This window comes from Aquiluna borgnonia (genome assembly GCF_013283855.1).
In the GTDB taxonomy this organism is placed as follows: Bacteria; Actinomycetota; Actinomycetes; order Actinomycetales; family Microbacteriaceae; genus Aquiluna; species Aquiluna borgnonia.
The window spans coordinates 1,128,467-1,153,062 of sequence record NZ_CP054056.1; the positions used below are offsets into that span (position 1 = coordinate 1,128,467).

20 protein-coding genes are annotated in these 24,596 nt (G+C 54.5%); 9 read left to right on the forward strand and 11 right to left on the reverse strand.

The window, feature by feature from the left end; genetic code table 11:
• Genes HRU87_RS05825 through HRU87_RS05845 form a run of 5 tightly spaced genes read left to right on the forward strand, consistent with a single transcriptional unit; the run spans position 1 to position 5,644 of the window.
• Positions 1–1,488 carry a CoA-acylating methylmalonate-semialdehyde dehydrogenase gene (locus tag HRU87_RS05825; RefSeq protein WP_173494275.1) on the forward strand — a complete coding sequence of 496 codons (1,488 nt, stop codon included), beginning with the start codon at positions 1–3 and terminating at the stop codon, positions 1,486–1,488.
• Positions 1,489–1,496: 8 nt separating this feature from the next.
• Complete coding sequence (iolB, locus tag HRU87_RS05830) at positions 1,497–2,387, forward strand: 5-deoxy-glucuronate isomerase (protein WP_173493979.1); 891 nt, start codon at positions 1,497–1,499, stop codon at positions 2,385–2,387.
• A 2-nt stretch (positions 2,388–2,389) separates the two neighbouring features.
• Positions 2,390–4,309 (forward strand): 3D-(3,5/4)-trihydroxycyclohexane-1,2-dione acylhydrolase (decyclizing), encoded by a 1,920-nt coding sequence (gene iolD / locus HRU87_RS05835; protein ID WP_173493980.1) that lies wholly within the window; start codon positions 2,390–2,392, stop codon positions 4,307–4,309.
• 15 nt (positions 4,310–4,324) lie between these two features.
• Complete coding sequence (locus tag HRU87_RS05840; protein ID WP_173493981.1) at positions 4,325–5,200, forward strand: sugar phosphate isomerase/epimerase family protein; 876 nt, start codon at positions 4,325–4,327, stop codon at positions 5,198–5,200.
• Between the two features lie 39 nt (positions 5,201–5,239).
• Positions 5,240–5,644 (forward strand): tautomerase family protein, encoded by a 405-nt coding sequence (locus tag HRU87_RS05845; RefSeq protein ID WP_173493982.1) that lies wholly within the window; start codon positions 5,240–5,242, stop codon positions 5,642–5,644.
• Here HRU87_RS05845 and HRU87_RS05850 read toward each other — a convergent pair whose 3' ends face one another.
• The 8 genes from HRU87_RS05850 to HRU87_RS05885 form a co-directional block, all read right to left on the reverse strand.
• Positions 5,645–6,406: a GntR family transcriptional regulator gene (locus tag HRU87_RS05850; RefSeq protein WP_173493983.1), complete on the reverse strand. Its 762-nt coding sequence runs from the start codon at positions 6,404–6,406 to the stop codon at positions 5,645–5,647.
• Between the two features lie 71 nt (positions 6,407–6,477).
• A complete protein-coding gene (locus tag HRU87_RS05855; RefSeq protein ID WP_173493984.1) occupies positions 6,478–7,782 on the reverse strand; it encodes a family 43 glycosylhydrolase in 1,305 nt (434 codons plus the stop codon).
• The gene (gene xylB / locus HRU87_RS05860) at positions 7,783–9,081 is read right to left on the reverse strand and encodes a xylulokinase (RefSeq protein ID WP_173493985.1); all 1,299 of its coding nucleotides are present in this window, start codon (positions 9,079–9,081) and stop codon (positions 7,783–7,785) included.
• Between the two features lie 2 nt (positions 9,082–9,083).
• Positions 9,084–10,256 carry a xylose isomerase gene (xylA, locus tag HRU87_RS05865; protein ID WP_173493986.1) on the reverse strand — a complete coding sequence of 391 codons (1,173 nt, stop codon included), beginning with the start codon at positions 10,254–10,256 and terminating at the stop codon, positions 9,084–9,086.
• A gap of 9 nt (positions 10,257–10,265) precedes the next feature.
• Complete coding sequence (gene yicI, locus HRU87_RS05870; protein WP_173493987.1) at positions 10,266–12,407, reverse strand: alpha-xylosidase; 2,142 nt, start codon at positions 12,405–12,407, stop codon at positions 10,266–10,268.
• A 30-nt stretch (positions 12,408–12,437) separates the two neighbouring features.
• Entirely contained in the window at positions 12,438–13,670 is a 1,233-nt protein-coding gene (locus HRU87_RS05875; RefSeq protein ID WP_173493988.1) for a sugar ABC transporter permease, read from the reverse strand.
• 2 nt (positions 13,671–13,672) lie between these two features.
• On the reverse strand, positions 13,673–14,422 hold the full coding sequence (locus HRU87_RS05880) for an ATP-binding cassette domain-containing protein (protein ID WP_173493989.1): 750 nt from the start codon (positions 14,420–14,422) through the stop codon (positions 13,673–13,675).
• A 70-nt stretch (positions 14,423–14,492) separates the two neighbouring features.
• Complete coding sequence (locus HRU87_RS05885; RefSeq protein WP_173493990.1) at positions 14,493–15,569, reverse strand: sugar ABC transporter substrate-binding protein; 1,077 nt, start codon at positions 15,567–15,569, stop codon at positions 14,493–14,495.
• Between the two features lie 222 nt (positions 15,570–15,791).
• Here HRU87_RS05885 and HRU87_RS05890 point away from each other — a divergent pair, with 222 nt between their 5' ends.
• Genes HRU87_RS05890 through HRU87_RS05900 form a run of 3 tightly spaced genes read left to right on the forward strand, consistent with a single transcriptional unit; the run spans position 15,792 to position 19,286 of the window.
• Positions 15,792–16,982, forward strand: coding sequence for an ROK family transcriptional regulator (locus HRU87_RS05890; RefSeq protein ID WP_173493991.1), 1,191 nt, complete (start codon positions 15,792–15,794; stop codon positions 16,980–16,982).
• Positions 16,983–16,984: 2 nt separating this feature from the next.
• Complete coding sequence (locus tag HRU87_RS05895) at positions 16,985–17,902, forward strand: nucleoside hydrolase (RefSeq protein WP_173493992.1); 918 nt, start codon at positions 16,985–16,987, stop codon at positions 17,900–17,902.
• The gene (locus tag HRU87_RS05900; protein WP_173493993.1) at positions 17,889–19,286 is read left to right on the forward strand and encodes a GH1 family beta-glucosidase; all 1,398 of its coding nucleotides are present in this window, start codon (positions 17,889–17,891) and stop codon (positions 19,284–19,286) included. The genes HRU87_RS05895 and HRU87_RS05900 overlap by 14 nt, the downstream gene beginning before the upstream one ends.
• A 2-nt stretch (positions 19,287–19,288) precedes the next feature.
• Here HRU87_RS05900 and HRU87_RS05905 read toward each other — a convergent pair whose 3' ends face one another.
• Genes HRU87_RS05905 through HRU87_RS05915 form a run of 3 tightly spaced genes read right to left on the reverse strand, consistent with a single transcriptional unit; the run spans position 19,289 to position 22,840 of the window.
• Positions 19,289–20,320, reverse strand: a complete 1,032-nt coding sequence (locus HRU87_RS05905) for an ABC transporter ATP-binding protein (protein ID WP_173493994.1) — start codon at positions 20,318–20,320, stop codon at positions 19,289–19,291.
• Positions 20,317–21,831: an ABC transporter permease gene (locus HRU87_RS05910; protein WP_173493995.1), complete on the reverse strand. Its 1,515-nt coding sequence runs from the start codon at positions 21,829–21,831 to the stop codon at positions 20,317–20,319. Before HRU87_RS05910 ends, HRU87_RS05905 begins: the two co-directional genes overlap by 4 nt.
• Before the next feature lie 7 nt (positions 21,832–21,838).
• Positions 21,839–22,840: an iron ABC transporter substrate-binding protein gene (locus HRU87_RS05915; protein ID WP_213086385.1), complete on the reverse strand. Its 1,002-nt coding sequence runs from the start codon at positions 22,838–22,840 to the stop codon at positions 21,839–21,841.
• Between the two features lie 157 nt (positions 22,841–22,997).
• On the opposite strand from HRU87_RS05915, the gene HRU87_RS05920 reads away from it, so the two are divergent.
• Positions 22,998–24,596: an ABC-F family ATP-binding cassette domain-containing protein gene (locus tag HRU87_RS05920; protein WP_173494277.1), complete on the forward strand. Its 1,599-nt coding sequence runs from the start codon at positions 22,998–23,000 to the stop codon at positions 24,594–24,596.

A 24,596-nucleotide genomic window follows, 5' to 3' on the forward strand; every position in this document is an offset into this window, starting at 1 on the left:
ATGACAGTCGTTCCACACTTTATTTCCGGTAGCGAGTACCCAAGCAGATCGGGTCGCACTGCTCCAGTTTTCGACCCAGCACTGGGTAAGCAAACAAAAGAAGTGGCGCTGGCAAACCAGGATGAAATCAAGGCAGCGATTGCTTCGGCCAAGGCAGCATTCCCAAAGTGGCGTGACATGTCGCTAGCAAGACGTCAGGCCATTATCTTCAACTTCCGCGAACTGCTGAACGCCAGGAAGGGGGAACTCGCTGCAATAATCACCGAGGAGCACGGCAAAGTCCTCTCCGATGCGCTTGGAGAAATCACTCGCGGTCAAGAGGTGGTTGAGTTTGCGTGCGGCATGCCTCACCTTTTGAAAGGCGAGTACTCAGAAAATGCGTCAACCAATGTTGATGTTTACTCCACTAAACAGCCACTAGGTGTCGTGGGCATCATCAGCCCCTTTAACTTTCCTGCAATGGTTCCGATGTGGTTCTTCCCGGTAGCACTAGCGGCCGGCAACACAGTGATATTGAAGCCAAGCGAGAAGGACCCCAGCGCCGCCATCTGGATGGCCAAGCTATGGAGCGAAGCTGGCCTGCCAGATGGCGTCTTTAACGTTCTCAACGGTGACAAAGAAGCCGTTGATGGGCTGCTCACTCACCCGGATGTTGCCTCAATCAGTTTTGTAGGTTCTACCCCAATTGCTCAATACATTTACGAGACGGCTGCCAAGCACGGGAAGCGGGTGCAATCACTCGGTGGAGCAAAAAACCACATGTTGGTGCTACCCGATGCTGATTTGGATCTGGTTGCAGACTCAGCAATCAATGCTGGGTTTGGCTCTGCGGGAGAGCGCTGCATGGCTATTTCGGTTGTCGTAGCCGTTGAGCCCATAGCAGATGCTTTGATTCCAAAGATTGTTGAGCGCATTGGCCAGATCAAGGTTGGAGACGGCCGCAGATCATGCGACATGGGGCCGTTGGTGACAAAAGTTCACCGTGACAAAGTTGCCTCATACATCGACATTGCAAAGACAGATGGCGCAGCCGTTGTGGTGGATGGCCGAGAAATCAATCCGGACGGGGATGCCAATGGATTTTGGCTGGGGCCAACCCTGATTGACAAAGTGCCAACAACTTCAAAAACTTACCTTGAAGAGATTTTTGGGCCCGTGCTGTCGATCGTCCGAGTAAAAAGCTATGAGGAGGGGTTGCAGCTAATCAACTCGGGAGCATTCGGAAACGGGACTGCCATCTTTACCAACGACGGTGGTGCCGCACGACGCTTTCAGAACGAGGTCGAAGTTGGAATGATTGGAATTAACGTTCCAATCCCTGTTCCGGTTGCCTATTACTCCTTTGGGGGCTGGAAGCATTCACTATTTGGGGACTCTCGAGCCCACGGTGAAGAGGGCTTCCGTTTCTTCACTCGCACCAAGGTGATTACCTCTCGCTGGCTGGATCCCAGCCACGGTGGTCTAAACCTTGGTTTCCCGCAAAACTAGGTTCGAAAGTGAAATGGTTCTATCGGCAGGGTCGCCTCCACAACGGTCCATTTGAGACAGTTGTGGACGGTAGCATTCCAGGTTGGCGCCATACCGGCTTGAGGGTTGCGAGCCTAAAGCAGGGCATCGTAGCAACTTTGAATGAAACCCACGTTGAGCGAATCGTTGTTCCGCTGAATGGTTCTTTTGTTGTTGAATACACAGTTTTAGGTAAGACCGAAAAGCAGACTATGAGGGGCAGGCAGTCCCCCTTTCATGGGGCGACAGACACTCTCTACCTTCCGATGGGCTCTACCGCAAACATCACTGGTATTGGTCGAGTGGCTATTGCCGAGGGACCGGCGTCAAGAGTGAAAGATCTTAAGTACTCACCAGCATCCGAAGTTCCCTTAGAGCTGCGCGGTGCTGGAAGGGCCACACGACAGGTGCATAATTTCGGCACCCCTTTTGCTCTTGATGCCGATCGTCTAATTGTGTGCGAAGTCATTACTCCGGCGGATAACTGGTCGAGTTATCCGCCGCATAAGCACGATGAGTACATTCCCGGGGTTGAGTCAAACCTAGAGGAGATTTACTATTTCGAGGTGGCGAACGCCAGGGGCACCAAGGCACCCAGGGGAACTGACCCAATTGGTTTCTTCCGCAATTACGGAACTGAAGCTAGAAAGATTGACACGCTCACCGAAGTGCGAACAGGTGATGTTGCGCTGGTGCCATTCGGCTGGCATGGGCCAGCGATGGCCGCGCCTGGCTATGACCTCTACTATCTAAATGTCATGGCTGGACCAGATCCAGATCGATCTTGGAACATTTCCGACGATCCACACCACAGCTGGGTTCGATCGACCTGGGCTGTGCAACAACCCGACCCACGACTTCCTTACACATCTCAGGAGTAACCATGGCAACGCGCAGAATGACGGTTAGTCAAGCTCTAATTGAGTTCCTCGCTAATCAGTGGACCGTTGACGCAGGCACTAGGGTTCGAACGATAGCGGGAACCTTTGGAATTTTCGGTCACGGCAACGTAGCGGGCGTTGGGCAGGCTTTAAAGCAATTTTCAGTGGATGCGCCAGAGATGATGCCCTACTACCAGGCACGCAATGAGCAGGCCATGGTTCACGAGTCGGTTGCCTACGCTCGAATGAATCGAAGGCTTTCAACCTTTGCGTGTGCGGCCTCTGTGGGTCCAGGCGCTTCTAACATGCTTACTGGTGCGGCGTTAGCTACGATCAACCGGCTCCCAGTTCTGCTCTTGCCATCGGACACGTTTGCGAACCGTGCCCCAGACCCAGTTTTGCAACAACTTGAGGCTTTTCACGACGGCTCAATCTCGGTAAACGATGCCTTCAAGCCACTTTCAAAATACTTTGACAGGGTTCAGCGTCCTGAGCAGCTTTTCTCAGCTTGCCTAAATGCCATGCGGGTTCTAACCGATCCAGTTGAGACCGGTGCCGTCACCATCGCCCTACCTGAGGACGTGCAGGCCGAGATCCTTGACGTGCCCGAGGAGTTTTTGGCGCCTCGTGAGTGGCACATCAGACGTCCACGTCCAGAGGCAAGAGACATTGCTGCGGCGGCCAGGGCGATTAGAACAGCTTCCAACCCAATGATCATTGCTGGCGGAGGTGTTATTTATTCCAACGCCCATGACTCTTTGAAAGCATTTGTTGAAAAAACAGGCATTCCTATTGGTGTAGCCCAGGCTGGTATGGGCTCCCTTCCCTGGGACCACCCCCAAAACCTTGGCGCTGTGGGCGCCACGGGTACCTCAGCCGCTAACCGAGCCGCCGCGAAGGCAGACGTCATTATTGGCATTGGAACCCGCTACTCGGATTTCACCACTGCGTCTAGGACAGCTTTCCAGAATCCTGCCGTGAAGTTTGTAAACATCAATGTCGCCGCATTTGACGCCTACAAACACGGAAGCGCCATACCGATCGTTGCAGACGCACACGCCGCTTTGTTGGAACTGATTGATGCCGTCGGGGATTTCAGGGTGAATGATCACTATCGAAGTGAGTACACCGGTAATAAGGCTCACTGGGAGGCCCTCGTCGATGAGAGCTTTGTAGACAAAAAACTCGCCGAGCCGTCTCAAGCAGAAATAATTGGAGCGGTTCAGCAGACCTCGGACCCTCGGGACGTTGTGATATGCGCAGCCGGTTCACTTCCAGGCGACCTCCACAAGCTGTGGCGGGTCCGAGACTCCCTGGGGTATCACGTGGAATACGGCTACAGCTGCATGGGATACGAGATAGCCGGGGGCCTTGGCGTAGCGCGTGCTGACAAATCCAGGGATGCGATTGTCATGGTTGGTGACGGTTCCTACCTGATGATGCACACCGAAATGGTTTCAGCGGTCGCCGAGGGCATCAAGTTCATAATCGTTCTAATTCAAAACCACGGATATGCGTCCATCGGGCACCTATCCGAAGACCTTGGCTCACAGCGCTTCGGAACCCTTTACCGATTTAGAAATGATGAGGCAAATAATTTCGAAACCGGAGACAAGCTTCCAGTTGACTTAGCGGCAAATGCTGAGTCCCTGGGTGTAAATGTCATTCGTGTGGAGCCGACTACAAATGCGATCCTGGACCTCAAAAATGCACTCAAGGAGGCGAAGGCCTCCAAGACTGCGACCTTGATTCACATTCACTCCAATCCCCTTCTGTATGCACCTGATGGAGAGGGCTGGTGGGATGTGCCAGTGGCTGCCGTTTCGACGCTGGACAGCACGATTAGAGCACGAGAGAGTTACGAAAAAGCATTAGCCAACCAAAAACCACTCTTAGGAAAAGGCGCCGTCGAGCGCGCGTAGGTCGAGGAGGACCAAATGGTAAAAATCGCACTGGATCCAACCCCGTTTCACCACACCCACAAGCTCCTTGAATTCCCAAAACTCGCTGCGGATTTGGGATACAAGTACTTGCAAATGACTCCACACGCGGACTTTATTCCTTTTTTCAATCACGCCCGGGCTGACGATGCCCTGGTGAAGGAGCTGAAAAAGGCGTGCAAGGATGTCGGGGTAGAGATCGCTTCTACCCTCCCAGTTTTGCGCATTTCATCTCCCGATCCTGACGCTCGCGAGGCTGCAGTTCGAAACTTCAAGAGAGTTATTCAGATCACCCGGGAACTTGGCGTGAACACAATCGGCACAGAGTTTTCTGGCCGGCCTGAAAAAGCCGAGGAATCAGAACGGGCTTTTTACCGGTCGATGGAGGAACTTCTTCCAATTATCGAGAAGGAAGGAATCAACCTTTTCATTGATCCACATCCAGATGATTTTGTCGAAGACGGGATGCAGGCGTGGCGAGTGATAAGGGGCCTGAACTCCAAGCACGTTGGAATGGTTTACGTGGCTTCACACACCTTCCACATGGGGAACAATGCGCTAGAAATCATGCGGACCGTCGGGTCGAGAATCGGCATCACCCACATCTCAGACACCATGGATCACAAACGGAGCCACGGTTTGAGGTACATCACTAATCCCCCAGGAAACGCGATTCGAGTCCACCAGCACCTAAAACTGGGTGACGGTGACGTGAACTGGGACGAGTTCTTTGGTGGCCTGAAAGAGATCGGCTATCTAGACAACCCGAATGCCATCATGTGCTCGTCAGTGTTTGCTGAGAATGAGAAAAACGTTGAGACGGCTGTTTTCCAGCGTGAGGCAATCGAGAAATACATTGCAAAATTTGGTTGATTCTTTAGCGATCAATTGGTGAGGCTATGAGGAGGAATTATGCCGCTCGTAAGAATTGACCTTGTCAAGGGTCGAGCCACTTCAGACGTGCAGAAGATAGCCGATGCCATTCACGAAGCCCTTGTTGAAGTAATGGAGATTCCGGTTCGTGATCGGTTCCAAGTTGTAACTCAGCACGATGCGTTCGAGGTAGTTGCGGAAGATGCGGGCCTGGGCTTCGAACGAGATGATTCAAAAGTAATGATTCAAATCATTACCCAACGTGGCCGCACTCAAAACCTGAAGCAACGGCTCTATCAGCGGATAACTTCGAAGCTCACGATCACAGGCGTTACTCCAAATAATGTGTTCATCAGCTACACGGAAAATACCCCCGCGGACTGGTCGTTTGGGTTCGGAAAAGCGCAGTTTTTGCTCGGCGAGCTAAAAAGCTACGCGAGTTAACTATTTTTGAACCAGCGTTGCCTGGAAAGAATAAAGTTCGGGAGAATAGCAGTGGTGGCCGTATTCAATGGCCCGGCCCTCATCGTCATAAGCCGTGCGGTCCATTGTCAGCAGGGCAGCGCCATTTTCAAGTTCAAGAAGGTCAGTCTCTTTGTTCGAGGCTTTTCTGGCGGATATTTTTTGCTTAGCTACCCGGATTGTAATCCCTTGAAGCCTGAGCCACTGGTACAAACCTAGTTCCTCCAGGTCTGACACGCTTATCCCCCTGAATTGACCAGGTAGGTAGTTAACCATCACCGAAACAGGAATCGAATCGGCATACCGCAAACGCTCAATCCTGATGATTTCTGTACCCGGGGCTACGGCCAACTCCTCTGCGACTTGAGAATCGGCCTTCAATACCTCAAGGGACAAAAGTTTCGTGGAAGGCTTTTTACCCGAGCGGATAAGGTCATCATGTAGCGAGGTCAACTCAACTCCTCGAGTAACTTGACCGTGCACAACCTGTGTTCCGACTCCGCGTCTTCTTACCAAAAGCCCTTTATCGACCAGTTCTTGTATGGCTTTTCTTATGGTCGGACGCGACAAACCTAATCGATCGCCGAGGGCGATTTCATTTTCCAAACGCGAGCCCGGGGGGAGCTGCCCACCCAAAATTGCCTGCTGAATCCTTTGAGAGACCTGGTAGTAGAGGGGAACAGGTCCAGTGCGATCTAGGTCGGCAAAAGTGGACAGCGGGAGAAGAACCTCAGTTTTTCGCATCTAAACCTCACTTAAGCCTGAGTTTGAAAAGTTGTAATAACAATACAACAAGTGACTCCCCCGACCGAGCACTATTTGTTCTGGGGCTTTAGGATCACCATGTCCACCAAAAACTCGCTGTGAAACACTTCGGCGTTCAAGCTTGCCGAGAACCTGATCTGGTGGCTTCCGGGGGCAATTGCGGTCGTGCCAATGAGAATCTCCTGCCAACCTGAGGTGTTTGGGAAGACTGTTCCTCGCTTCACATACTGGTCATAGGACTGATTTTGATTTCCGTCATAGAACAGGTGGTTTCCAAGTAGCACCCGGCCGTGAAAATCTGGCCCAGAGTTTTGATACCGAACCCAAAGCTCCCAGACCTGCTCCCTGCCAAAGTCAGCTTTGACACTGAAGCCACGCTCCTGCTGAGAAAAGCCGACCACGCAACCGTGTCCAGTGGAGCCGGGAACTGAGCTCTCAACCCTGGTTTCCCAGAGCTTGCCCGCTGCCGCATCGAGCTGAATTTCGACAGTGTTTGCCTCGGGGATCGCTCCTTGAGAAGAAGGAGTGATCGGCAGAATCCGCCCGTCTTGGTCATACTCAAGCCGATCGATCATCAGGGAGCGAGATGTGGGTCGATTCGAAACCCAAGCGGAGTGGTAGAGGGCGTACCACTGACCCTTGAACTCAACGCATGAACCATGAATCGTGCCGGAGTTGCCCGGGTACTCGGGGATGAATACTCCTTGGTTTTTGTAGGGTCCGAGTGGATGATCGGCAATCCCGTAGCACATCCGCTGCGGCCAACGCTCTTGATCGAGGGCTGGAAAGGTTAGGTAGTAGCGGTCCTTGTAGCGGTGCAAAAATGGGCCTTCGTAGCCCCCGAGATCATTGCTCAGGTTGGTTATGGTCTCGCTCTTTACCGAGAGTAAGTCATCTTCTAGTTCAGCTATGAAAATCTCTCCGCGGCCGCCCCAAACCAGATAGGGAATATCCTCATCGATGAAGAATCCGGGGTCTTGACCCCACTCGACATTTGCAATTTTCCCAAGGTCTTTGAAAGGACCCTCCGGCCTGTCGCTGACAGCAAGGCCGGTTTTGAAAAAACTGGTCTCTCTGTCAATTGCGCAGTAGGTGAGGTAGTAGCGACCCCTGAAGTAATTTGCGTCGATGGCCCACATCTGACTGATTGCCCAGGAGACCTCGTCGAGGTGGAGGATTTGGCCGTGGTCAACCCAGTGTTTCAAATCAGCAGTTGAAAGGCAGTGGTAGGACACCATCGAGTCATGGGTGTTGGTGTCGGGCTGGTCGTAAGAGACATAGACGTAGAGCCGATCCCCGAAAACGTGGGCGGAAGGGTCGGCGAAATAAGCGTGATCGACGGCAGGGTTTGACATCTATTTACCCAGCAATTCCGCTGCCTGCTTGGCAGCACCCAACGCAACGTATTCAGCGGGTTCGGGAACAAAGACCTCCGCGCTAAAAACCTCTTTTGCTATCTGCTGGACAGCTGGATTGGCAGCTGCTCCACCAATTAGCGAAATGCTCTTGATCTCCAGACCCTGTTTCTCAATGACCTCGCCGCCAAAGGCAAGCCCTCGGAGCATGCCCTCAATGCAAGCCCTGGCAAAGTTTTCCCTTGTTCCATTGGCCAGGGTGATTCCAGTTACGCTCGCGGTTGCATCTGGGAGGTTTGGTGTTCTTTCACCCTCCAGGTATGGCGTAACCCTTACTCCCCCGGCACCTAAGTCAGCTTTGAGGGCGAGCTCACCAAATTCAGTCAGCCCAACACCCAGCAGCTGCGCGCCCCACTCGATAACCCGGGCGGCATTTATGGTGCAGACCAGCGGCAGAAAGTATCCCTGAGCATCGGCAAAGCCAGCTACGCATCCGGAGGCGTCACTGGTGGCGCTTGCCGTCGCCCCAAATACAGTTCCACTGGTCCCAAGCGAAACAGCAAACATTCCCGGTGAAAGCTCGAGACCCTTGGCCGCTCCGGCGTTGTCGCCCATGCCCGCACCGATCCTAATTTCGTGCGAGGCGAGATCAGATCGTACTTTTGCAGTGCTCTCCCGGGGCCCTAGAACGCGAGGGAGAAGAACTTGGTGCCCCAGGCAGAATGCAATTACCTCACTGAGGTACTCGTTGGTACTGGGGTTGAAATACCCGGTACCGGAGGCATCCGACCGATCGGTAAACAGGCCCGATAGGTTGGGGTAGTTTTCCGAGAGCCGCCAGCTGAGGTAATCGTGCGGCAGGCACACTGCCGCCACCTGTTTTGCAATCTCCGGTTCGTTGTTCAATACCCAGCGCAGCTTGGTTGCCGTAAAGGATGCAACCGGCAAACTGCCAGTTTGTTTTGCAAGCCAGTCAGCGCCAAAGTGCTCAATAAGCTCACCCGCCTCGCCCGAGCTCCTGGTGTCGTTCCAGAGCAGGGCTGGCCTGAGTACATTGCCGTCCTGGTCCAGCAGCACCATGCCGTGCTGCTGTCCTGCGATGGAAATGGCCGATACATCGCTGAGTCCTCCAGCCGACTCGATAGCTTCGAGCAGCGCATCCCACCAGTGCTGCGGATCAACCTCGGTTCCTGATGGATGTTTGGCTCTGCCCTCTCGAACTATTTGCCTAGAGTTTGGATCCCAAATCAATACCTTGCAGCTCTGGGTCGAGGAATCAACACCCGCGACCAGCGCCACGTCTACCTGGCTCCCATAAGGTGCTCGAGAGCAATTTGGTTTAGCTGAACGAAGCCGGCACCTCGCCCATTGAAATACTCATCTGGTTCAAAGGAAGACCACTCGGAGGAGTTGCGCAAGTCTGAAGCACTCTCGCCAGAGTTGATGGTTGGCAACGCTAGCTGGTCCAACTTTGCACGCTGCTTCAGGGCCTTCACCTCGGGGTCATTCTCGAAACGCTCTGCGCGCTCAAGCAGCAGGTTATACATCCGGATATTTGCTCTCGCCGACTCCCAAACTCCAGTCCAGTCCTCGGTCCTCGAAGGCTTGTAGTCAAAATGACGTGGTCCGTCATAGGCGCTCTTACCCTCCTTACCAAACTCCAGAAGGTGAACCAGGGCGAACGCGTTCGCCAGGTCGCCGTGACCAAAGACCAGATCCTGGTCGTATTTGATGCCCTTTTGACCGTTGAGGTCGATGTGGAAAAGCTTTCCAGCATCAAGAGCCTGAGCGATGCCCGCAGTGAAGTTAAGTCCTGCCATCTGCTCGTGACCAACCTCGGGGTTAAGCCCAACCAGCTCTGGGCGATCCAGGGTCTGGATGAAGCCCAAGGCGTGACCAACGGTCGGTAGCAAGATGTCGCCGCGCGGTTCGTTTGGCTTGGGCTCCAGCGCAAAGCGGATCTTGTAGCCCTGATCTACAACATAGTCTCCGAGGAAGTTAATGGCCTCGCGGTAGCGAGCTAGCGCATCAACCACGTTCTTGGCACTGTCGTACTCGGCGCCCTCTCGACCACCCCACATCACAAAAGTCTCAGCACCCAGCTCATTGGCCAAGTCAAGGTTGCGCAGCACCTTGCGAATTGCAAATCTCCTGACCTCCCTGTCGTTGGAAGTGAAAGCACCGTCTTTGAATATCGGGTGGCTGAACAGGTTGGTGGTGAGCATTGGCATCTTTAGGTGGGTGGCTTCAAGCGCCAATTTCAAACGATCGATCGCTTCGCGTCGCTCAGTTTCGGATGCGTCAAACGGGAAAATGTCATCGTCGTGGGCAGTGATGCCATAGGCACCTGCCGCTTTGAGCTGCTCGAGAGTTTCCTCGACGGAAATAGTTGCCCTGGTTGCAGAACCAAAAGGGTCGGCTCCAAGCCAGCCCACGGTCCAGAGCCCAAAAGTAAATTTGGTTTGCTTAGCCATTTCGATACCTCATTCTGTTGTTTTGTAAAAAAGTTGCAGACCGGAAGGGTTTTGCCTCGAGTAAACCCAGACCGAGTCATTGACCGACACCGGTCCAAATTCCTTCAGGGTCGCGGTCTTGGTGAAATCAGCCTCGAAATCGGCCGGTCCTTCATTCAGCGGCAGAAGCGAACCTGCTCGAACGAACATGGGGAGGCTGAAGTAATCGTGAGTTTCACTCAGCCAGACACCACCTGAGACCTGCTCGCCGGTTTCAAATCTGACCCACTCTCCCTTGGGGAGGTAGAACTGAACTGTTCCGTCAGCTCGCATGACCGGGGCAATCAACACTTTTGAACCAAGCATGTATTGGCGATCCAGATACCAGCTGGTTGGGTCTTCTGGGTGTTCCATAAAAATCGGGCGCAACAGTGGCAGTCCCAGTTTTGAACACTCCACACTCTCCGAGTAGAGGTAGGGCATGAGCTTCGCTTTAATCTCCACAAAACGCTTTGTCACCGCAACGGATTCTTCATCGACCGACCAAGGAACTCTCACCGACTCGTTTCCGTGCAGCCGGCTGTGGGAGCTCATCAACCCAAATGCCAGCCAGCGCTTGAAGACGTCTGGGTTTGGAGTTCCCTCAAACCCGCCAATGTCGTGCGACCAAAAACCGAATCCCGAAACTCCAAGACTCAACCCGCCACGAAGCGTCTCAGCCATTGAGTCAAAGTTTGAACTGTTGTCTCCGCCCCAGTGGACCGGCATCTTCTGACTTCCCGCCGTTGCACTGCGGGCAAAGACCACCGCATCCTGACCACGCTTGCGCTCTAGTAATTCAAAGACCGTTTGGTTGTACCAGTAGGTGTAGAGGTTGTGGGCCTGCATCGGATCTGAACCATCGTGGTAAACGCAATCGGTCGGGATGCGCTCACCAAAGTCGGTCTTGAAGCAGTCCACTCCCATGTCAATTAGTGGCTCCAGCTTGGACTGATACCAGGCTCTGGCCGCGGGGTTGGTGAAGTCAACAATGGCATTACCGGCCTGCCACAGATCCCACTGCCAAACAGTTCCGTCAGGGCGAGTGAGGAAGTAGCCGTTCTGTTTAGCCTCCTCAAATAGCGGTGAAGCTTGGCCGATGTAGGGGTTGATCCAAAGACTGATCCTCAAGCCCTTGGCCTTAAGCCGCTGCAGCATGCCCGAAGGGTCCGGGAAGACCCTCGGGTCCCACTCGAAATCACACCACTGGTACTCCCGCATCCAGAAACAATCGAAGTGGAAAACCGACAGGGGTATTTGGCGCTGCTGCATTTCATCAATGAACTTGGTGACCGAGGCCTCGTCGTAGTCCGTGACGAAAGAGGTTGACAGCCAAAGCCCAAAGGTCCAGGGCGCCGGAAGGGCAGGTTTCCCGGTTAGGTCTGTGTATCGGGAGAGAACCTGCTTGGTATCCGAACCCGGAATAAAGAAGTATTCAAGTTCTTGACCTGCAACTGAAAACTGCACTTGATTTACAGTTTCTGAACCAACCTCGAAAGAAACCTTCCCGGAGTGATTCACGAAAATTCCATAGCAGCGATTGGTTAGGTAAAAAGGAACGTTTTTATAGGCCTGCTCGCTCTGCGTTCCACCATCCTCGTTGAAGCACTCAACCGATTGGCCATTCTTTATAAATGCCCCGAATCGCTCACCGAGGCCATAAACCAACTCACCTACCCCCAGCCCAACTCGGGCTGCGATCTGAGATCCCTCCGGAGTCTCGGCGTAAAACAACCCTCTGGCTGACTGCTCGGTTTTTAGTTCTCCCCCGTAGTACCAGCGCATGGCAAAGTTCTGCGAATCTATTTCCAGGGTGGTATCCCCCGAGTGAATCCGAAGCAGGGATTCCGTCTCAACAACCTGTAGCGGTTCAGGATCGCGCGTTAGATCAAAGCCCGATACCGGTTTCCCGCCGCTGTGATGGAGCAAACGAATACCGATTACCGACTCTGCCGGCGAGGATACCTCGACCGTCACTAAGCCGCTATTTAGAGTTTGCCCGCGGTGCTCAACTTTTCTGGTTGAAAAAAGTAGTTTGACCAGGTGCTCAGAGGTTTCGAGCTTTTGCAACTGAACAGCAGGGAAAAGCGAAACGCCAGGACGGAGCAACCAGAATCCATTTGTGAATTTCATGGTTGCCCGCCCTGACGCTGTTTGGCTTAGCTAAATTCGCATGCCCGGGGCTCGCCTGCGAGCCAGGGCATCGATGGTGGCAGCCAGAGCTAGCACAGCTCCGGTGACAATAAAGCTCACACCGGCTGGGAAGCCCAGCAGACCCAGGCCATTGTCGATAATGGAAATTACCACCGCACCGATAGCAGCGTTGAAAAGCTTTCCGCGACCACCGAAGAGGCTCACGCCACCCACCACTGCGGCAGCAACGGCGGAGAGCACGATGGTCTTTCCAGCGGCGGCCTCAACGGCACCGATTCGGCTGATGTGCATAAGACCGCCCAGGGTGGCCAGTGTTGAGGTAATCATGAATGCGTAGATGCGAATGCGTGCAACGTTGATGCCGGCGCGACGAGCAGCCTCAGGATTGCCACCTACCGCGTAGATGTAGCGTCCGAACTTGGTCCTGGCAAGCACAAAAGTTCCGATGAACATGACAACCACAACCATGGGCACCACGATTGGCACACCTTGAATTGGGTTAGCAGCAACCAAGCTTCTAGGAAGATTCAGCACGTAAACCGCTGCACCGCCAAAGACCAGGTATGCGGCAACCTTGGCGACCAGGAACACGGCCGGTCTAGTAGGCAAGCCTTCCTTGACTCGGCGTCCACGATCCCAAAGTGACATAGCGAGCGTAACAACCACAGATAGCGCAAGAAATGCCCAGCCTCCCCAAACCGGAAGGTTGGCGTTCATGATGGCCTTGATTGGCTCAACCTCGAGGCGCAAAATTCCACCGGCGCCAAGGATGATCAACATCACACCCGGAAACCCTAGGAAGAATGCCAGAGAAATAACGAACGAGGGGACACCGATTTTTGCTACGAAGTAACCAAGCACCCAGCCGGTTAGAAGTCCGACGCCGAAACCAAGGGCCAGCGCAACGGGCCAGTCCCAACCAGAGTTACTCAGCTTGACGAACAAAGCCATTCCGGTGGCAGCGGTTACACCTGCCGAAAGGTCAATTTCGGCAAGCAGGATAACAAAGACCAGTGCCATGGCAGTGACCATCAAAACGGCAGACTGAACAAACAGGTTAGAGATGTTCAACTCTGTGAAGAAAAACGGGGAGAGGTTTGAAAACAAAACCATCAGGGCGATCACTGCAGCGACCGCTGGAAGCGCACCCATGTCACCGGCTTTGACCCTGGAAAAGTAGGCCGATACCTGCTCTGAGATGCCGCCTTCGTGACCGGTGTTAATTGTGACTTTCTCGCTCATGATTAGTCCTCCTTCACGTTCGCAGTGGCACCGGTGATGTACCCGATGACTTCATTGGTGTTGGTCTGAGAAGTCTGCAGCTGAGCGACCATGTTGCCCAGGTAAAGAACTGCAATGTTGTCCGCCACCTGGAAGATGTCTTGCAGGTTGTGGCTGATCATCAAAACACCGTAGCCCTTTTCGGCTAGCCGGCGAACCAGGTTCAAAACCTGCTCGGTCTGAGCCACACCGAGAGCCGCGGTTGGTTCGTCCAAAATAACCAGCTTGGCCTCGCGAAGCACGGTCCTTGCAATCGCAACGGTTTGACGCTGCCCACCGGACAGAGATGACACGGTTTGCCTTACGGACTTCACGGTCTTTACAGAGAGTGACTGCAGGGCACGGGCGGCGGCGGCTTCCATCTCCGCTTCGCTCAAGGTGCCTGATTTCAAGGTCTCTCTGCCCAAGAACATGTTTTGAACAATGTCTAGGTTTTCGCACAGGGCGAGGTCTTGATAAACCACCTCGATGCCTAGCTCTGAAGCCTGCTTGGGGGAGTTTAGGTCAACGGGATTACCTTCAAAAAGGACCGTTCCCTCGTCATAGGGCTGAACTCCTGCCAGGCCCTTGATCAACGTGGACTTACCGGCTCCGTTGTCACCAACCAGTGCGGTGACCTTTCCGGCGAAAACTTGCAAATCGACACCCTTGAGAACATCAACGGGGCCAAAGCTCTTTTTAACGTTCGTGAGCTGAACGAGCGGCTGCGACATTGCCTACCTCTTTCTGAGAGTGATTCCCGGGTGGCGAGCCACCCGGGAATCATCTTTGTTTCAGTTGTTTTTACTCAACGCCGTAGGTTGCACATGCGTCAGCTACCTCTGCGGTGCAGAGGTCAGCGGCGCTTGCGTCACCGTTAGCAACAACGTCCTTGACCTTGTCAGCGGTAACGATGATTGGGTCAACGGCGATGTAAGGAGTTCCATCCTCAAGGGTCTTGTTTGCCTCAACGGTGCCACCGGTTAGTAGCGCGTTGATAACGGTCAGTGCAGCGTCAACCTCAACCGAGAATGGCTTGTAGACGGTTCCGTACTGCTTGCCCAGAAGAACGTTCTGCAGACCTGCGGTCGATGCGTCCTGGCCAGAAACTGGAACGGTTAGACCGTTCTTGTCCAGGATTGCAATGATCGAAGCTGCGTTGTTGTCGTTTGGCGCTAGAACTGCGTCAACCTTGCCACCAACAGCGGTGAATGCCTGCTCGAACAAAGTTCCAGCCTTGGCACCATCCCAGGTTCCCTCCATGGTGAAGGCAGCCTTGGCACCAGCAGCGTCAAGAACGCTCAGTGCGCCGTCTAGGAACATAGCTGCGTTGCCGTCAGCTGGGTCTCCAGAGGAGTAGATGATGCTTGCGGTGGTGATGTCCTTGCCAGCAGCAGCTAGACCATCAACGATCATCTGGCCCTGTAGGGCACCAACGGTGAAGTTGTCGAATGATACGTAGTAGTCAGCGCCAGCAATTGGGCGGTCGTAAGCGATAACTGGAACGCCAGCTGCCTTTGCCTTCTCAGCAACAGCAACACCAGCACCCTGGTAGTCAACTAGAACCATAACTCCACAGCCCTGTGCGAGCTGAGCGTCTGCGATGGTTGCGAACTTAGCGGTGTCAGCTAGAGCGTTCTGGATGTCAGCCTCGAAGCCAGCAGCGGTTAGGCCTGCCTCTAGAGCTGGACGGTCACCAGTCTCCCAGCGAGTACCGGCATCTGCGTCAGGCAGAATTACACAGGCGCGAGGAGCAGCTGCGCTGGTCTCCTCGGTTGCTGCGCTGGTTTCCTCGGTGGTAGCGGTGGTTGAAGCACAGCCTGCGAGCAGCAACGATGCTGCTGCGATGGCTGATAGTGAAGCGACGTGAATCTTCTTCATGTTTCCCCTATCGAGATTGGATTAGTGGCCGGAGCCACCTGGCTCGTTCGAGCTAGTGATTATGTTTCCACAGAAAACAAAAGAATTAGGCACAAATTGATAAGGATTCAATAACGAATCTATTTCAGCTGGGAATCTGCTCGTCAAAAGTAATTTGTTGTCCCTAATGTTGTTTCACACAAGCATAATTTGTTGCTCATCGAAACAAATTAGGAATAAGACATGGTGACTCAACCCCCGTCGGCGCTCGAAGCTAAGCCCACAGCTAGGGGCAGCCTCTCGCAGGTGCTAGATCTGGTGCACCAGCACCGCTTCCTAACAAGGTCGGAAATTTGTCGGTTAACGGGCCTGACCCGCTCCACCGTGGCAAAAATAGTGGCTCAACTCTGCGAATTAGGGCTGGCCAACGAGGGAAAAGTTGGCTCGCTGGACCGTGTCGGGCGCCCAAGCCTAGGAGTAAGTGCGGCAGATAACGTGCTGGCAATTAGCGTTCACCCCGAGGTCGACTACCTCGAAGTGAAGGCGGTGGCCTTCAACGGCCAAATTGTTCAAAGCACCAAGCGGCTCTATCCCAAACCCCGAGACCCTGCTCAAGCGGTAGAAGACATGGTCTTTGAAATTCGAGCCCTGGTTGCCAGTCTCGAACGAGCCGATCACAGCTATCGAGTCATGGGGGCCGGCGTAATTGTCCCGGGTCAAATTGACTCTGGTTCTGGCGTGGTGCGACAGGCTCCCCACCTGCAGTGGTTTGAAGTCCCCATCAAGCAGCAGCTTTCTGAGCGACTACCCATGCGAGTGCTGTTAGGCAACGATGCCTCGCTGGGCTGCAAGGCTGAGATCACCTACGGCGCAGCCAAGGGCTCTAGCGAGGTCGTTTACTTGCACGGCTCATCGGGAATTGGCGGCGGTATCTACATGCGGGGCATGGAGCTGAAAGGTCACGGTGGTTACGCCAGTGAACTTGGTCACGTTCGGATCAGCTCAAGTTCGGACAATGATTACAGCGGAATCCCGGGGACTTTGGAAGCACTGGTTCGCCGCGAGGACCTCGAGAAGGTGCTGGGACTAAATCAGGTGTCGGATGATGTATTGGAAAATGCTCTGCTGGAGGCACGGACTCCGCATTCAACCGCACTGGCCAAGCGTCAAATTGAAGCCCTGGGCATCGGGGTGGCCAATCTGGTCAACATATTTAATCCGCAAACCGTGGTCCTAGCCGGATTTCTCTCCAGCCTCTACCGCTTTGACCAAAAGTACTTTCACCAGGTGGTCAAAAGGCACGCCATCCCTGCTGCGCTCGAGGAGCTCGAGGTATTCGTCGGAGAACTCGGTGCCAACGCGCTGGCAATTGGCGCCTCCGAGCTGGTCTTTGAAGACCTCATCTCAAACCCAATTGCCTACATGAAGGAGTAGCAGTGCCGAGGACCAAACTGATTATTGACAATGACTTTGGTGGTGACCCAGACGGGCTTTTTCAACTGGCTCACCATCTACTCTCCCCAAGTGCTGAAATCTTGGGTGTCGTCCACTCCCACGTCATGCCCAATGATCCAAACTGGCCAACTCATGGCGATTCGGTTGCCAAATCGATCGCTGACACTGAGGCAATTTATGACCTCTCCGGGAGATCGGTTCGCAACTTCCCTGGACTTAGCGAACACCAGATTCAGCACGACAGCGTTATCTCCGATCAAACGCTTGACTTTTTAGTTTCGGCGGTGGAGTCAAGCACCGAGGAGCTGGTTTACGCCTGCGGTGGCCCGATGACGCAGCTGGCTAGGTTAGTGAGGGCAAACCCAAAGAACCTGGAGAGTCTGCGGGTGCTCTGGATTGGCGGCAGTGAATACAGCGGCAAGTATCCGCCCGGTGGCTCAAGTTTTGAATACAACTTGGCTGCCGACCCCGAGTCCGTCTCAATAGTTTTCGCCAACCCGAGCCTGCAGCTTTGGCACATTCCGAGGGACAGCTACAGAAACTGCGTGGTTTCATTTTCAGAGCTCAATGCTCGCCTCTCAGAATCAACTCCGCTGGCAAAGCATCTGCTGGAGACTATTTCTCAGGTGAAGATCCGCACGGCAGCCAACGGAATCGACATTGGTGAAACCTATTGCCTGGGTGATTCCCCACTGGTGCTGCTCTCTGTTCTGGAAAATCCATTTGAGCCAACTCCGGGCGGCTCAGAGTCGCAGGACTTACCCCGCCGCAGCGTGGGCCTGAGCGGTGAGTACGGCCCAGAGGTGTCTGGAAGGACCAAGGTCTTCTCTAGACTCGACACCAGATTGATGTTTGAAGACATGTTTGCCAAATTCGGAGGTTTCAATGGCTCGCTTTAGTGATGACTTTCTATTCGGTGTCGCCACCGCTGCCTATCAAATTGAGGGTGGACACGATCTAGACGGCAAGGGGGAGTCGGTTTGGGATCGCTTTTCTCACACCCCAGGCAAGGTTGACCGCGGGGAAACCGGTGATGTCGCGGTTGATCACTATCACCGCTGGCCCGAGGATTTAGATCTGATGAAGGGCCTTGGCATGCAGGCCTATCGGTTCTCAGTGGCCTGGACCAGGATGTTTCCGAACGGTGATTCAAAGCGCGAGCAGCGTGGGTTTGATTTCTACGACCGACTCATAGACGGCATGCTGGAGCGCAACCTGAAGCCTTTCCCCACTCTGTTTCACTGGGACCTACCCCAGGCACTTCAGGATTTAGGTGGCTGGGAAAACCGAGAAACCGCTCTTAGATTTGGGGAGTTTGCCGGGGCGTTTGCTGAGCACTTTGGCGACCGGGTAAGCGCTATCGCAACCATCAACGAACCCTGGGTGTTTGCCTGGTTGGGCCATGCCCTCGGTTACCACGCTCCGGGTTTGACCTCGCAGGATGCTGCTATCCGAGCCAGCCATCACACTGTTTTGGCACACAACCTTGCCTACCGAGCCATAAAGGCCGTCAAGCCCGACCTACCTGTTGGCATGGCGCTTAGCCAGTCGCTACCGGACGTTGATGACATCTTCGACCCGGCTCAATTGCAGGCGGCAAAGATGTTTGACGTCAACCAGAACACCTTCTGGATGGATGCCTTCATGAAAGGCAAATACCCGGAACTGGCAACCGAGGTTTACGGCTCAGCCCTGGCCGAGGTGATGCGAGAGGGTGACCTACAAACCGAGACACTGGACTGGATCGGAATCAACTACTACTTCAACACCCGCATCGGTCCCAAGGTCAGCATGGAGGATCCCGCCAGGGTCCGCGTTATCGACAAGCTCTTGGGCTTTGGAAATGACAGCAACCCAGTCGGAGAGCTAACCGACATGAACTGGCCGATCACTCCCCCGGGACTGTCGGGATTGCTAATGCGCTGGACCAGAGAGTATGGCGACGCCCTGCCCCCGCTCTACATAACTGAGAACGGACTGGCGAATGACACCGAGCTTTCCTCAGACGGCAAAGTTCACGACCAAAAGCGAATCGACTATCTAAACCTCCACCTGCTGGAGGTCGCTAAGGCAATTGAGGCTGGGGTCGACGTCAGGGGCTACTTCCTGTGGTCGTTCTTGGACAACTTTGAGTGGGCGGTTGGTTACGCCAAGCGCTTTGGGATTGTGCACGTGAACTACGAGACCCAGGTTCGAACCCCCAAAGACTCTGCTTACTTCTACAGTCAGGTGGCCGCCACAAAGGGCGCCAATCTGACTGCTAGATCAGCCGCGGTCGCCTAAACCTATTTTGCGGAGGGGTAGAAATTTACTGCCCCTCTAACCCAAACCGTGACGCGCATGCCAACTTCAGGGGCAAACGGGCCGTTACTTCTTGCCCGAATCGTCAGGTTAGGAGTTCTCACCTCGACGACAGCGTCATGGCCAAAGAAGACTCGACCAACCACTTCTGAGTCTCCGGCCGGGTTTGGCTGAAGGTAAAAGTTTTCGCTGCGAATTGCAACCACGCCCTGCTGGCCATTTTCGATGTGATTGAGTGCCGAGAGCCTACCCAGGCTGGTTTGGACCTTGCCATCGACGACCTCGCCGTCCACCAAGATCGAGTCGCCCAGAAATGTCGCAATCCCAAGGTCCGCGGGAGCGTTATAGATTTCAGCCGGAGAGCCAACCTGAACAATGTGCTGATCTCTCAGCACTGCAACCTTGTCTGCCAGAGAAAGAGCTTCCTCTTGGTCATGAGTGACCAGGATTGCCGTTGCGCCCTCGCGGCGAAGGATCTCAATTACCTCGGAGCGAAGCTGCTCCCTGAGCTCGGCATCCAAAGCACTGAAGGGTTCATCCAGCAGAATCAGGGCCGGTTTTGGAGCCAAGGCCCTCGCTAAGGCAACTCGCTGAGCCTGCCCGCCAGACAACTGATCCGGCATTCGATCGGCTAACCCTGAAAGCTTGGTGAGGGCCAAAAGCTCGGAGACTCTGGTCTTGCGCTCTGGTGCCGCTAGCTTTTTGATGCCAAATTCGACGTTCTGAAAAACGTTGAGGTGAGGGAAGAGTGCGGCCTCCTGGGGAACTATTCCAACCCCGCGCTGCTCGGGATTCACCAGGCTGTCGGTCGAAGAAATCACCTTGGAGGAGAGCACAACCTCACCCGAGCTGGGGCGCTCAAATCCGGCAAGGACTCGAAGCAGGGTTGATTTACCAGCGCCCGAAGAGCCCAAAACGGCAAGTATCTCGCCCTTCTCCAGACTTAGATTTACGCCCTCTAGAACGACCTCAGCACCAAATTTCAGACCTAGGTTGCGAAGCTCAAGGTATGTCATTTGCTCGCCACCTCCGAAATCAGCTTTCTGGCCTGCTGATTCAAAACCAGTGCCGGCACACCGGCAATGATAACCAGCGCAAGCGCATAGGGCGCGGCCTTGGCATAGGAGAGGTTCTCGGTCGCCTGCCAGAGTTCAGTGGCTAGGGTGTCCATCCCGGTCGGGTGCAGCAGCAGGGTCGCTGGCAGTTCCTTGAGGACCGCTAACGCGGCGAGCGCTGCACCTGCTATTAGCCCGCTTCGGGCCGCCGGCAGCAGCACCTTGACGATCGTGCTGTTGCGACTTTGCCCAAGAGATCTCGCCACCTGCTCCAAGCTTGGTGGAACCTGCGCAATCGGTGTGCTCATCGCTGAGAGCGCGTTGGGCAGAAACAAAATTAGATAGGCAAACATCAGAAGCCAAATGGTTTGATAAAGATTCGGAAGCCAGTTGGCACCGAGAAACACCAGTGCCAAACCAACCACCACCGCTGGCAATGCGTGGGCAACCCATACTGAGTCCTCAACCAGACCGGACCAACGGGACCGGAATCGAAGGTTCCAAACCGCTATCGCAACCGCAAACACCGCAATCAGAGCGCCCGCGGCTGATGCGACCAAAAGTGAAGAGCCCAGTGCGGCCAGAAGTTCGGACCAGTTTGTTTCCGAGCTTCCAACCACGCTCCAGTAGGTGATCGCGCCGGCAGGAACCAGCACTGCCACCACTGCGATTACCACTAGGAACCCAGCCGCAAAAAAACGTGCGCCACCAAGATCAATTCGGTTTCGGCGCATGGCCTGCGGGACTGTGGTGTAAGAGCCGCGATATCGGCGTTCAAAGTAGAGCACCAGCAGGGTGATCAGCACGAGCACCAGGGCGAGTGCGGCGGCGGCGGTGCGGTCAAAGGAACCTCGATACGCGTTGTAGATGGCTCTGGTAAAGGTGTCGTAGCGCAAAATCGCCACCGCCCCAAACTCGCTCAGCGTATACATAACAACCAGGAGCAGTGAGGCGAAAGCGGCTGGCCGAACCTGGGGCCAGGTGATGTCCCTGATCACTCGCCAGCGTCCCGCACCCAGGGACCTAGCCACCTCCTCATTGGTGACGTTTATCCTCACCAATGCCACCGAGACTGCCAGGAAGACGTATGGTGCGGTGGCAATGGTGAGGGTCAGCCACGAGGCGAAGAATCCCTGAAATCCAGGGAAAGCAGTGGTGAAGGCAAGTGCCAGCACATAGCTGGGAAAGGCAAGCGGCAAGGTTGCCAGCACCGCAAAAAATCCGGTGAAGGGAAGGTTGGTTCGGGTAGTGAGCCAGGCCTGAGAAAAACCCACCAGCAGTGCGCTTAGGCCAACCGCAATTGTGAGTAGGACGGTGTTGCCAAGCAGTTGAAAAGTGCTGGGTCTAGTCAGCTCTAATGCTGCCGACTCCCAACCCTCACTGAGTCGAACCAGTAAATATGCAATTGGTATCAGAGCCGCAAGGGACGCAAAGACCCCCAATGCCACGATAGCGATTGGGGGTCTTTGCATAACTTTCCTAGAGTAGTCCAGCAGCGCGGATTAGCTCTAGTGTCTGCTCAAGAGCATCGAGGTCACTCAAGTCAATTTGGGGCGAAGGAATTTCACTCAGCGGAGTCAGATCATCGGCCGGGGCCACGTCTCCCACCAGCGGGTACTCCCTGGTCTCCTCGGCAAAGTAGCGCTGCCCGGTTTCGCTCAGCAGGTACTTCACGAATTCCTGAGCGGCGGACGAGTCCTCAACTATGCCCACTCCAGCCGCATTGATCAGGTTTCCAACATCCTGCGAGCCAAACTGGCCGATCTTGGACTTCATGTTTTCAGCACCCATTTCCTTGGCGCGAGCGAACCAGTAGTAGTGGTTGATCAGACCTGCATCCACCTCACCGGTCTCAACGGCCTCAAGGATTGCGGTGTTCTTCTCAAATATCACGGCGTTGGCCTTGATGCCGGCTAGCCACTGGCTAGTTGCCTCATCACCGTGGAGGACGCGCATGGCCGTTACGAAGGCCTGGAAGGAGGCGTTGGTTGGTGCAATTCCGATTCGGCCAGCCCAGCTCGGGTCGGCGAGATCAAAGACTGACGCTGGCAGCTCGGTAACTTTTTCAGGGTTGTAGCTCAAGACTCGAACTCGACCTGAGACTCCAACCCATTTCTTGTCAGCTGCCGAGAAGGCGGCAGGAACCAGATCATAGATTTCGGCTGGGAGCTCAACGAGCAGCCCGGCCTTGGCCACCGCTCCGAGAGCACCCGCATCCTGGGCGAAGAACACATCGGCAGGAGAGTTCTCTCCCTCCTCCAAAATCTGGGCCGCTAGCTCAGCACTGCCCGCGTAGCGAACCTCCACCTCAATACCAGTCTCCTGGGTGAATTGATCAAGGAGCGGCTGAACCAGCTCCTCTGACCTGCCGGCGTAAACCACTATTGATTGCGCTTCGGTGGACTCAGTTTCGGCTGGAGCGCAGCCGGTGAGAGCAAGTAAAGAAAGCAGTGAGACTGCGATTGGGGTTTTGATATTCAAAATGTTTCCTAACTAAACGTCACCAATAATCTTGGTGCCTGAATAGGTTAGGTAAACCTAACTAGTTTGTCAACCAAATACTTTTGCCCCTAAGTTGGCTGGGCTAGACTGCAAGCTGCTGTGGTCTGAAGATTCATACCGCCCAGAAAGATTTAGATTGATAGCGGTTCAAGACCTAGAAATTCAAATTGGAGCCAGGACTTTGATGTCCGGCGTGAATTTTCGCGTTCAAAAGGGCGACAAGGTCGGCCTGGTGGGTCGAAACGGTGCTGGAAAAACCACCCTCACAAAGATTTTGGCTGGAGACGGACAGCCCACTCTCGGAACCGTATCGGTGCACGGGCAAATCGGCTACCTGCCCCAGGATCCCCGCTCAAGTGACCCCAAAGAGCTTGTTAGGACCAGGATTCTCAATGCCAGAGGCCTGGGAGACATAGCGGAGCGCATGGCAAAGGCAACCGTAGACATGGCGAGCGAGGACCCCAGGGTTCACGAGGCTGCCATGAAGAAGTATGCGCGAGCGGAAGAAGAATTTAACTCGGCAGGTGGCTACGCGGCCGAGGCGGAGGCGGCCTCGATCGCCTACAACCTCGGCATTGGTGAGCAAACCCTCAGCCAAGAAATCGGCACCCTTTCTGGCGGCCAGCGCCGAAGAATTGAATTGGCCAGAATCCTGTTCTCAAACGCCCAGACGATGCTGCTTGATGAGCCAACCAACCACCTCGATGCCGATCGCGTGGTTTGGCTGAGAAACTTCCTCAAGAACTACTCGGGCGGGCTAATTGTGATTAGCCACGATGTTGACCTGGTTGAAGAGACCGTGAACCGAGTCTTTTACCTGGATGCCAATCGCCAGGTGATTGACATCTACAACATGGGGTGGAAGAACTACCTCAAACAGCGCGAAGCCGATGAGGAAAGACGCAAACGCGAACGCGCTGGAGCGGAGAAAAAGGCCGCCGTGCTGCAGCTTCAGGCTGCAAAGTTTGGGGCCAAGGCAACCAAGGCAGCTGCCGCTCACCAAATGCAGCGCAGAGCTGAAAAACTGCTAAGCGGTCTTGATGCTGTGAGAGAGCAAGACCGCGTTGCCAAAATTAAGTTCCCAGACCCAGCCCCCTGCGGTAAGACGCCGCTGATGGCTTCAAATCTGAGCAAGAGCTACGGCTCACTAGAAATCTTCACGGCGGTTGACCTCGCGATTGACCGCGGCAGCAAGGTAGTGGTCATTGGCCTAAACGGCGCCGGTAAGACGACGCTGTTGCGGATGCTGGCGGGAGTGGACAAACCCGACACTGGAAACATTGAGCCCGGTCACGGCCTCAAAATTGGGTACTTTGCGCAGGAGCACGAGACTTTGGATGTCAACAAAACCGTATTGCAAAACATGCAGTATGCGGCACCTCAGCTCAACGACACCGACTGCCGAAAGGTTTTGGGTTCCTTCCTGTTCTCCGGGGATGATGTTTCAAAACCAGCCGGGGTGCTCTCGGGTGGCGAGAAGACCAGGCTTGCTCTTGCCGCTTTGGTGGTTTCCAGCGCAAACGTCTTGCTGCTCGATGAGCCCACAAACAACCTAGACCCAGCCTCTCGCGAAGAGATCCTCAGAGCACTCGCCACCTTCACCGGCGCCGTGGTTTTGGTGAGCCACGATGTTGGCGCCGTTGAGGCGCTAAACCCAGAGCGAGTTCTAATCCTCCCGGATGGGGTTGAAGATCACTGGAATCAGGGCTACGCGGACCTAATTTCGTTGAGCTAG

What these genes read in the sequence shown, in the direction of transcription:
- HRU87_RS05850 (WP_173493983.1), bottom strand. Translation starts at nt 6,406, where the DNA reads ATGCGAAAAACTGAGGTTCTTCTCCCGCTGTCCACTTTTGCCGACCTA.
- HRU87_RS05855 (WP_173493984.1), bottom strand. Translation starts at nt 7,782, where the DNA reads ATGTCAAACCCTGCCGTCGATCACGCTTATTTCGCCGACCCTTCCGCC.
- HRU87_RS05890 (WP_173493991.1), top strand. Translation starts at nt 15,792, where the DNA reads ATGGTGACTCAACCCCCGTCGGCGCTCGAAGCTAAGCCCACAGCTAGG.
- HRU87_RS05880 (WP_173493989.1), bottom strand. Translation starts at nt 14,422, where the DNA reads ATGTCGCAGCCGCTCGTTCAGCTCACGAACGTTAAAAAGAGCTTTGGC.
- HRU87_RS05840 (WP_173493981.1), top strand. Translation starts at nt 4,325, where the DNA reads ATGGTAAAAATCGCACTGGATCCAACCCCGTTTCACCACACCCACAAG.
- yicI (WP_173493987.1), bottom strand. Translation starts at nt 12,407, where the DNA reads ATGAAATTCACAAATGGATTCTGGTTGCTCCGTCCTGGCGTTTCGCTT.
- xylA (WP_173493986.1), bottom strand. Translation starts at nt 10,256, where the DNA reads ATGGCTAAGCAAACCAAATTTACTTTTGGGCTCTGGACCGTGGGCTGG.
- HRU87_RS05910 (WP_173493995.1), bottom strand. Translation starts at nt 21,831, where the DNA reads ATGCAAAGACCCCCAATCGCTATCGTGGCATTGGGGGTCTTTGCGTCC.
- HRU87_RS05905 (WP_173493994.1), bottom strand. Translation starts at nt 20,320, where the DNA reads ATGACATACCTTGAGCTTCGCAACCTAGGTCTGAAATTTGGTGCTGAG.
- HRU87_RS05900 (WP_173493993.1), top strand. Translation starts at nt 17,889, where the DNA reads ATGGCTCGCTTTAGTGATGACTTTCTATTCGGTGTCGCCACCGCTGCC.
- HRU87_RS05885 (WP_173493990.1), bottom strand. Translation starts at nt 15,569, where the DNA reads ATGAAGAAGATTCACGTCGCTTCACTATCAGCCATCGCAGCAGCATCG.
- HRU87_RS05845 (WP_173493982.1), top strand. Translation starts at nt 5,240, where the DNA reads ATGCCGCTCGTAAGAATTGACCTTGTCAAGGGTCGAGCCACTTCAGAC.
- iolD (WP_173493980.1), top strand. Translation starts at nt 2,390, where the DNA reads ATGGCAACGCGCAGAATGACGGTTAGTCAAGCTCTAATTGAGTTCCTC.
- HRU87_RS05875 (WP_173493988.1), bottom strand. Translation starts at nt 13,670, where the DNA reads ATGAGCGAGAAAGTCACAATTAACACCGGTCACGAAGGCGGCATCTCA.
- HRU87_RS05825 (WP_173494275.1), top strand. Translation starts at nt 1, where the DNA reads ATGACAGTCGTTCCACACTTTATTTCCGGTAGCGAGTACCCAAGCAGA.